Source organism: Paenibacillus sp. YN15, from assembly GCF_003285005.1.
Taxonomy (GTDB): Bacteria; Bacillota; Bacilli; order Paenibacillales; family NBRC-103111; genus Paenibacillus_AR.
On record NZ_QMFA01000061.1, the window covers coordinates 21,185 to 29,010 of the forward strand.

The following is a 7,826-nucleotide window of genomic DNA, read 5'->3' on the forward strand; positions in this document are numbered from 1 at the left end:
AATGATCTATTTGGATAATGCCGCTACAAGCTGGCCAAAGCCGCCTCAGGTTGCGGAGGCTATGGCGAAATGCATGAACGAATCTGCTGCCAACCCTGGGAGAGGCGGTCATCAAATGGCTGTGCAGGCCAGCCGGATTTTATTCCAGACCCGCGTACAATTGGCTAAGCTGTTCCACATCCGCAATGCCAATGATATTGCCTTTACCGCCAACACAACAGAAGCATTGAATCTGGCAATCAAAGGATACGTGAAACCGGGAATGCACGTGATCAGCACTACAGTGGAGCATAATTCCATCCGCAGGCCATTGGAGTATTTGGCGCGGAAGCAAGGGGTGGAAGTGACGTATCTGCAGACCGATCGGGAGGGCCGGATAAGGCTTGTTGACCTGGAGAAGGCAATACGGCCCCACACAGCCCTGGTCGCCGTCACTCACAGTTCCAATCTTCTGGGAACTATCCAGCCTGTTGCCGAGATTGGAGCAATCTGCAAACGCAAGGGGATAAGGTTCCTTGTAGACGCCGCTCAGACCGCCGGAATCCTGCCTGTGGACGTGGAGGCGATGAACATCGATTTATTAGCCTTCCCGGGGCATAAGGGGCTCCTGGGGCCGCAGGGGACGGGAGGGCTGTACATTCATCCGGAAATCGATCTGGAGCCCCTGCATCATGGAGGAACCGGCAGCCAGTCGGAGGCGGTGGATCAGCCTCAGGTGCGGCCGGACCGGTATGAATCCGGAACCCAGAACACGCCTGGCATTGCAGGATTGGGCGAAGGGGTTAAATTCATCCTGAATGAAGGAGTGGATACGATCCATGCCAAGGAATGCAAGCTTGTCCGGAGGATGATGGAAGGGCTGATGGGAATTGAAGGAGTCGAGTTGCTGGGGCCGGAAATAGGAGAAGATAGAACAGGAATTGTTTCCTTCCGTTTAACTGGCGCCGATCCGTCAGAGGTGGCCTTTATTCTGGATCAATCCTTTCAAATTGCAGTGCGGGCAGGGTATCATTGCACCCCTCTGGCCCATCAATCTGCAGGAACAGCCGAAACAGGCGCGGTGCGGGCAAGTGTGGGATATTTTTCAACGGATGCGGATGTGGATGCCCTTATTGGGGCTGTAAACGAAATCCGGCAAGGACTTTAAGGCTTTTCCAAACAGACTGACATGAAACGGTGATGCGGCATGGATGAGATGACGACGATAATTATTTTTGGGGCAATGGGGGCAGGGTTGCTTCTGGTTCTGATTCTGGCAATAGTAGCCTTGGCGAAGCTGTCGGGAATGAAAAAGAGGTACAAGAAGCTTATTGGAAACTCGGCGGTGGAAAATGTGGATGAGCTGCTGCTGTTTATGCAGGAGAGCATCAATGCGCTGCAGGAAGAGAATAAACAACAAGCGGATGCGCTTAACGGCATCCGCAACAAAATGAGAACAATGAAATCCAATGTAGCCATGAAGCGGTACAACGCATTTTCCCAGCAAGGCAGCGACCTGAGCTTCTCCATTGCCATTACCGATGAAAACCAGAACGGGCTGGTGCTGACCGGGATTCATAACCGGGAGGAATCCTATCTGTATGCCAAACCCGTGGAGCACGGAGCCTCCAATTATACGCTGACGCCGGAGGAAAAGGAGATTATCGCTCAAACTGCAGCACAGAGCCAGGCAACTGGACGGTAGAGGGGGACATCATAGGACGCCTGCTCTGCAGAAAGGCCATATGAATGCCGCGGACAATGACATCGGCCATATTCATGACCAATGACAGCCGGGTATTCTGCAGCACCAGATATTCCATGAACCCGCCTACATTGACGATGCCGGTAATATGCATGCAGCCTACATCGGGCAATTCCTTTTTGACACCTGCGCCCGGTTTTAATGGACCTTGATTGATCTGGATGCAGCCTACGCTTTGGGTTTGTCCAAGACAGGCATCTGTGCCGATAATGAAGGGGTCCGTATGGGATTCATGTATACGCTGGAGGGTTTCCTCCAGGTTCATGGCATGAACGGGATTGTCCAAGGTCCCGTAGATATGAATACCGGGGATGGCATATTTGCTGAGTCTTGTTCCAATAAGCGGTCCCAGGGAATCTCCTGTGGAACGGTCTGTTCCGATGTTCACCCAGACGATATCCCGGTAGGGAGGAATTTCGCTGAACAGGCTGACAAGATGGGCAGCCATGGAAGTTGCGCAATGCCGTTCTGTATGCTGCATTTTAAAGGATAGGGGCTTGTCCGCAGCCGGTTGGCGTTCGGGTAGGAATTTCATAGCATACCTCCTGGGAATAAGGAATGGAGCGTGCATGGCGGGATTGTGCCGAGGACAATCCGATTACGCCGGGAAGCTGCCGGGCCACAGGCTGAGGAAGTTAAAGCGGGAAATAGGCAACTTTTTATTAGTATATGAATCCTTTAATCTATTTATACACGGATTCCAACAATAAAAAGCAGGCGGATGGTAGAGGGGGAGAGCCAAATGGAAGAAAGGCTTCTCATGGCCTTTGATTCCACGCAGCAGGCCTTGCGGGCTGAGATGCTGCTGGAATATGGGGGAGTGGATATTGATACGCGGCCAACACCCAGGCAAATTACCGCCGGCTGCGCCATGTCGATTGATTTTCCAGGGGAGCAGCTTTCCACTGTGAAAGAGATTATTGAGGCGGAAAAAGTGGAAATCAAGGGGATTTATGAGCGGACGGGGGATACCTATGCTCGAATCGAATGATGGAGAGGACCTAAAAGATGAGGATGCCCGGATTTATTATGGAAGTGGAGCCATTAGCGCCCACAATAAGCGCATTTGAGAAGCTGAAGGACTACTTATCCAATCCTGAAGTATGGAGCAGTTGGCTGCAAACAGCCATCCAAATTGTATTGGCTCTGCTTATTGGAAGAATAGTAACCAAGCTGGCTCAGAAGGCGCTGGAGCGGCTGATGGTAGTCCGGGAGCGGACCCCCTTGCGGCTTGACCAGCGGCGTACCAATACCATCGGCAAGCTGTTGAATAATATTGTGACCTACACCATTAACTTTATCCTGATTCTGATTATCCTGGGCCAATTCGGAATTAATCTGGCTCCGGTGCTGGCAGGGGCCGGAGTGCTGGGGCTGGCTATTGGTTTCGGGGCGCAAAGCTTGGTCAAGGATATTATTACCGGTTTCTTCATTATCTTTGAAGACCAGTTCGGAGTGGGGGATGTGATTCAGACAGGGGCTTTTAAGGGGACGGTGGAGGAAATCGGGCTGCGGGTAACACGGGTTCGCACGGCAACAGGCGAAGTACATATACTCCCCAACGGCTCCATACAGCAGGTAACCAACTTTTCTATCTATAATTCCTTGGCCGTTGTTGATGTGCCTGTTGCCAATGGCGATAATCTGGAAAAGATTATTGCCCTGATCAACAAGGCTGCAGCCGATTCTTATAACAGCATTCCCAATCTGACCAAACCCCCGGAGGTATTGGGACTGCAAACCCTGGGCGCGGCGGAAAGCGTCATCCGGGTGACAGCGGAGTGCAAGCCGAATACCCAAGGCTCCGTGGAGCGGGAGATGAAACGGATGATTAAGGATTGTCTCGACCGGTATAAAGAACAGATTAATGCGGCGGAGGGTTAAGGGACAAGGCATAGAATTATAGTTTTCATGGTAGAGGTGAGAGGATGGAACGGAAGCAATTTCAGTTAGGCGATGTGGTGCAGATGAAAAAAGCCCATCCCTGCGGAACCAATGAAATGGAGATCATCCGCATGGGGATGGACATCCGGGTCCGCTGTCTCGGCTGCCAGCACAGTGTGCTGATTCCCCGGGCGAAGTTCGAAAGCAAGATGAAAAAGGTGCTGCGCACCGCTCCCAAGCCGGAAGGAGACGCCCCGGAAGCGTAGGCTGGCGGGATGCTTGTGTAATTCTTACGGATCATCACTATTCTTAAGGTTCCGCTTTTAGGCGGGCTTTTTCGGAGGAATTGTAATGAACAAATACGACGAAGCGATGAAGCTGTTGGACGAAAAGTTCGGTCACAAAGACGGGTTAATTTCTCTATCCACTATTGCGCGGTTTCCAAATGCCGAAGGCAACAATCTCCCCGCCGCCCGCATTGTAAACGCCTTTTACGAAAACGGCGCCTTCTACACGGTCACCTACGCAACCTCAAACAAAATGCGGCAGATTGCCCAAAACCCGGAAGTTGCCGTCTGCATCATCGTCGAAAGCTTTACAGCTAATGGTATCGGCGAAAATTTAGGCTGGGTATGTGACGAGAAAAATGCGGAGCTTATGGCCAAGATACGCCCCATCTTCGCCGAATGGTACGACGAAGCCAACAACGATAAAGACCCGAACACATGCCTGCTGCGTATTCAGTTAACAAAGGGCGTGTGGAATGATGCGCACAAAGGGATAAGAAATGAAATAGATTTTGTGAATAAGACGGCGTAGCTACAAGCATTATATAAAGCGTAATAAATTCAGGCATTGTTTCTACACTTTGCTGTAGGAGGTTTTTTGTTATGGAGAAAGCTTATCCGCAAGGGATATCCAGGTAGACTGCTGTTCCGTATCCCCGTTTGCTTCGTACAATCAGGCCATAGTCGCTGCCATAGGTGAGTTTAATGCGCTGGCTGGTATTGTACAGGCCGATATGGCTGCCATTGAACTCCTCGTTGTCACTGGCGAGCCTGCTCCGCAGAGCAAGGAGGGTGCTCCTGTCCATGCCAAGCCCCGTGTCTACCACAGAGATGAGAACAGAAGCTTTTCTTTTTCTTACTTTGATTTTTAGCAGGGAGGGAGTTTCCTTCTCCTACACCTGGGTCAAGCAAGCTTATGTAACAAATCGAAGGACAAGGGAGAAGCAATCAAGTTCGTCAGTATGAGATAGTACACTTTGAACGCATCCAGCGGCGGATTAAAATACGCATTCCAGAAAATTAATCAGAAGTTTTTGATAAGAAGAAAGCGAAAAAGCGCCCTTAATCAGGGCGTTTTTTGTATTACGATGGATACAGTTATTGGGTAGGATTGAAAAAGAATTTACAATATAATGGAAGCATGAAGCTAGCTGCATAGGTTGCATATTGATCGTGAATTCGATTGGAGGGAAGAGCCAATGAGGATATTTATTGTATATGCTCATCCAAGTGAGAACTCATTTACATTTGCGGTAAAGGAACAATTGATAAAGAGTTTAGTGGCGGCGGGTCATTCTAGCTAACTATTTAAGTGATCTGCCAATAAGTGATGATGTAGCAATGGAACAAGAGAAAATTAATCACTGCGATACCATTATTTTTATTTACCCCGTATTTTGGACAGAAGCTCCAGCTAAATTGGTGGGGTGGTTTGACAGAGTTTGGACATATGGATTTGCATATGGAAACCGCAGCATGAAGAAGCTGGATAAGGCTTATGTGATATGTATTGCGGGCCGGTCACTGTCACATCTTCAAGAACATGGACATTTGCAAAGTATGAAATCAGTTATGCTTGAAGACCGAATATTTGATAGAGCTAAAAGCAAAGAATTGATTGTATTGGACAGCATGACAAAATTTAATGAAGAGGTAAGGCGTTTGAACTGGGATAAGCATTTGCATACCGTTTATCAGTTAGGACAAAGTTTATAACGCGTGTTTCAATTAGCCAGGTGCGGAAAATTCACAATTGATGCCCCCTTGAAACCGCATTTTCCGTATGGTACAATACGGTTTGTCCCGCTTTTTTAGGCGGGCTCCATTATGGAAAGGTACCCAAGAGGCCCAAGGGGGCTGACTCGAAATCAGCTAGGGTGTCACAGCCGCGTGGGTTCGAATCCCACCCTTTCCGCCATTATTGTAATCCCTTGATATACCTGACTGATTAAACCTTCTACATTTCGATGTGGGAGGTTTTTTGAATATGGACATACAAGCGAGAGGGTGTACATATATGGAGAGAGATGAAATAGTAGAAATCAATAAAACTTATTGGAACTCAAATGCAGATTTATGGTTTGGGACTACGGCGCTTCCAACATACGGAAGCAGAACTGGATATCCCGACAAATTATTTTGACTTTGTTTATTCAATCTACGGAATCGGCTGGACAATAGATCTGGAAGGCACATTTAGCAAAATAGCCGCTTACTTAAAAAAGGATGGCATATTTATATTCAGTTGGCATCATACATTGAATTACTGCGTGGGTTGGTCATGCAGCCAGCGCAAAGATGTGATAGAAAACGGCACCCTGGTTTTTAATAAAAGCTATTTTGATGAATCTTACTTTAGGATGCCAGTAGATGGAAGTGAAATCATCTTATGCAATCGAAAAATATCCACATATATTAATGCTTTGGCACAAGCGGGATTTGTTGTTGAACAAATGGTTGAGCAGACAGATAAAGAAACGATGGAAGCAGTTATCCAATGCTAAATTAAACTAATAGGGACAATCAGATTTTCTTGATTAAACGCACTCAGCTTTTCGGCCATACAAAGCACAGCGCCTGTACCCCGTTGTAAGGGGGATTTCTCTATAACTGAAAAGGCATTAATCAATTTTTTTTCAGGTGTAGCGGTTTTTTTAATTTCAATAGGGTACAACTGCCCATCCCCCTCCATAAGTAAGTCGATTTCTTTTGCATCTTTGTCACGATAATAGTATAAAAAGGCTTCTTTGCCCGTATTTTGATAGCTTTTTTGAATTTCACTTACGACGTAATTTTCAAGAAGGGCTCCATTCATAGCTCCATTCATGGCAGTTTCTGCACTGCTCCACTTTGTAAGATAGCAAACCAACCCCGTGTCATAAAAATACAGCTTGGGCGTTTTCACGGTTCGCTTTAGCACATTGTTGGAATAGGGGTGAAGGTAAAATATGACGCCCAGTGTCTCCAATATCCTCAGCCAGCTTTTTGCTGTTGTCTGATCAATATCGCAATCATCTGCAATGCCCTTGTAATTAACCATCTGCGCGGCGCGGGCGGCAACGGCAGTAATAAAATTCAAGAATTTTAAGGAGTCAACAGTGCCTGACAAATCTCTGACATCCCGCTCCAAATAAGTATTGAAATAGCTGGAATAAAAAATATTACGATCCTCATATTTTTTACTGACCAGTGCGGGCATTCCGCCCAGGAAGATTCGATCAAACAATTGCGGAGTGGAAACCGGTTGAATGTCCTTTTGACGCATGGAAAGCCAATCCAGGTCCAAAGTAAAAGCACCCGCTTGGCCGCCGTATATTTCTTGTTGCGAAAGAGAGGAAAGATGGAGCAAGGCCACCCGCCCGGCCAACGATTCCTGGACACCGCCCATCAGCTTGAAAAGCTGGGAGCCGGTTAACCAAAAATCACCGGGACGCTGATTTCTATCAACGCTTATTTTGATATAGGTAAATAACTCAGGGGCATACTGAACCTCATCAATAAAAATGGGAGGCTTATGAATCTGTAAGAACATGGCCGGATCAGACTTGGCCAGCGATCTTTCGTTTAAGTCATCCAAGGATACATAGTTTCGGTTTCGTCCTTCAAGCTCCATTAGTTTTTGCAGCATCGTGGTTTTACCAACCTGACGAGGGCCGGTAATTAAAACGGCAGGATATTGCTCATTCAGTTTAAGAAATACATCCTGCATATTTCTGCCGATATAGTCCATGGAGACACCCCTCCGGCTAATATATGTATTAATCCTATTTTAGCCGGAATATCGGCAAATAGCAAATGAACAGGCGTCAAAAGGAAGGTCTTAATCAAGCTTGCATGAAGGATACAGGTTCCACGCGGCTGAATAGAAGAATAGGGGAGAAAAGCAAGCGGAAGAAAGGCTGAGGGAGTGT

At 47.5% G+C, this 7,826-nt stretch carries 11 protein-coding genes and 1 tRNA gene; 9 read left to right on the forward strand and 3 right to left on the reverse strand.

Features of this window, described 5'->3' with window-relative positions; translation table 11 throughout:
- Window position 1: 1 nt before the first annotated feature.
- Together DQG13_RS28730 and DQG13_RS28735 are read left to right on the forward strand one after the other, a co-directional pair.
- Complete coding sequence (locus tag DQG13_RS28730) at window positions 2-1,147, forward strand: aminotransferase class V-fold PLP-dependent enzyme (RefSeq protein ID WP_113023634.1); 1,146 nt, start codon at window positions 2-4, stop codon at window positions 1,145-1,147.
- A gap of 39 nt (window positions 1,148-1,186) precedes the next feature.
- Window positions 1,187-1,684 carry a DUF4446 family protein gene (locus DQG13_RS28735; RefSeq protein ID WP_113023635.1) on the forward strand — a complete coding sequence of 166 codons (498 nt, stop codon included), beginning with the start codon at window positions 1,187-1,189 and terminating at the stop codon, window positions 1,682-1,684.
- Here DQG13_RS28735 and yyaC read toward each other — a convergent pair.
- Window positions 1,641-2,279 (reverse strand): spore protease YyaC, encoded by a 639-nt coding sequence (gene yyaC / locus DQG13_RS28740; protein ID WP_113023636.1) that lies wholly within the window; start codon window positions 2,277-2,279, stop codon window positions 1,641-1,643. The genes DQG13_RS28735 and yyaC overlap by 44 nt on opposite strands.
- A 207-nt stretch (window positions 2,280-2,486) precedes the next feature.
- On the opposite strand from yyaC, the gene DQG13_RS28745 reads away from it, so the two are divergent.
- The 4 genes from DQG13_RS28745 to DQG13_RS28760 all read left to right on the forward strand — a co-directional run bounded on the left by DQG13_RS28745 (window position 2,487) and on the right by DQG13_RS28760 (window position 4,447).
- Entirely contained in the window at window positions 2,487-2,735 is a 249-nt protein-coding gene (locus DQG13_RS28745) for a putative Se/S carrier protein (protein ID WP_113023637.1), read from the forward strand.
- A gap of 17 nt (window positions 2,736-2,752) precedes the next feature.
- On the forward strand, window positions 2,753-3,628 hold the full coding sequence (locus DQG13_RS28750) for a mechanosensitive ion channel family protein (RefSeq protein ID WP_113023638.1): 876 nt from the start codon (window positions 2,753-2,755) through the stop codon (window positions 3,626-3,628).
- Window positions 3,629-3,672: 44 nt separating this feature from the next.
- Window positions 3,673-3,894, forward strand: a complete 222-nt coding sequence (locus tag DQG13_RS28755) for a DUF951 domain-containing protein (protein WP_113023639.1) — start codon at window positions 3,673-3,675, stop codon at window positions 3,892-3,894.
- 85 nt (window positions 3,895-3,979) lie between these two features.
- Window positions 3,980-4,447, forward strand: a complete 468-nt coding sequence (locus tag DQG13_RS28760) for a pyridoxamine 5'-phosphate oxidase family protein (RefSeq protein ID WP_113023640.1) — start codon at window positions 3,980-3,982, stop codon at window positions 4,445-4,447.
- Between the two features lie 82 nt (window positions 4,448-4,529).
- On the opposite strand, the gene DQG13_RS28765 is transcribed toward DQG13_RS28760, so the two are convergent.
- Window positions 4,530-4,790 (reverse strand): sensor histidine kinase, encoded by a 261-nt coding sequence (locus DQG13_RS28765; RefSeq protein ID WP_483874477.1) that lies wholly within the window; start codon window positions 4,788-4,790, stop codon window positions 4,530-4,532.
- A gap of 466 nt (window positions 4,791-5,256) precedes the next feature.
- Here DQG13_RS28765 and DQG13_RS28775 point away from each other — a divergent pair, with 466 nt between their 5' ends.
- The 3 genes from DQG13_RS28775 (at window position 5,257) to DQG13_RS28785 (ending at window position 6,419) form a co-directional block, all read left to right on the forward strand.
- Window positions 5,257-5,631, forward strand: a complete 375-nt coding sequence (locus DQG13_RS28775; RefSeq protein ID WP_113023643.1) for an NAD(P)H-dependent oxidoreductase — start codon at window positions 5,257-5,259, stop codon at window positions 5,629-5,631.
- A 113-nt stretch (window positions 5,632-5,744) separates the two neighbouring features.
- Window positions 5,745-5,833 (forward strand) — tRNA-Ser (locus DQG13_RS28780).
- Window positions 5,834-5,981: 148 nt separating this feature from the next.
- Window positions 5,982-6,419 (forward strand): class I SAM-dependent methyltransferase, encoded by a 438-nt coding sequence (locus DQG13_RS28785; RefSeq protein WP_113023644.1) that lies wholly within the window; start codon window positions 5,982-5,984, stop codon window positions 6,417-6,419.
- Here DQG13_RS28785 and DQG13_RS28790 read toward each other — a convergent pair.
- The gene (locus tag DQG13_RS28790) at window positions 6,416-7,645 is read right to left on the reverse strand and encodes an ATP-binding protein (RefSeq protein WP_113023645.1); all 1,230 of its coding nucleotides are present in this window, start codon (window positions 7,643-7,645) and stop codon (window positions 6,416-6,418) included. The genes DQG13_RS28785 and DQG13_RS28790 overlap by 4 nt on opposite strands.
- Window positions 7,646-7,826: the final 181 nt, after the last annotated feature.

What these genes read in the sequence shown, in the direction of transcription:
- DQG13_RS28785 (WP_113023644.1), top strand. Translation starts at nt 5,982, where the DNA reads ATGCAGATTTATGGTTTGGGACTACGGCGCTTCCAACATACGGAAGCA.
- DQG13_RS28790 (WP_113023645.1), bottom strand. Translation starts at nt 7,645, where the DNA reads ATGGACTATATCGGCAGAAATATGCAGGATGTATTTCTTAAACTGAAT.
- DQG13_RS28755 (WP_113023639.1), top strand. Translation starts at nt 3,673, where the DNA reads ATGGAACGGAAGCAATTTCAGTTAGGCGATGTGGTGCAGATGAAAAAA.
- DQG13_RS28735 (WP_113023635.1), top strand. Translation starts at nt 1,187, where the DNA reads ATGGATGAGATGACGACGATAATTATTTTTGGGGCAATGGGGGCAGGG.
- DQG13_RS28745 (WP_113023637.1), top strand. Translation starts at nt 2,487, where the DNA reads ATGGAAGAAAGGCTTCTCATGGCCTTTGATTCCACGCAGCAGGCCTTG.
- DQG13_RS28775 (WP_113023643.1), top strand. Translation starts at nt 5,257, where the DNA reads ATGGAACAAGAGAAAATTAATCACTGCGATACCATTATTTTTATTTAC.
- yyaC (WP_113023636.1), bottom strand. Translation starts at nt 2,279, where the DNA reads ATGAAATTCCTACCCGAACGCCAACCGGCTGCGGACAAGCCCCTATCC.
- DQG13_RS28750 (WP_113023638.1), top strand. Translation starts at nt 2,753, where the DNA reads ATGAGGATGCCCGGATTTATTATGGAAGTGGAGCCATTAGCGCCCACA.
- DQG13_RS28760 (WP_113023640.1), top strand. Translation starts at nt 3,980, where the DNA reads ATGAACAAATACGACGAAGCGATGAAGCTGTTGGACGAAAAGTTCGGT.
- DQG13_RS28730 (WP_113023634.1), top strand. Translation starts at nt 2, where the DNA reads ATGATCTATTTGGATAATGCCGCTACAAGCTGGCCAAAGCCGCCTCAG.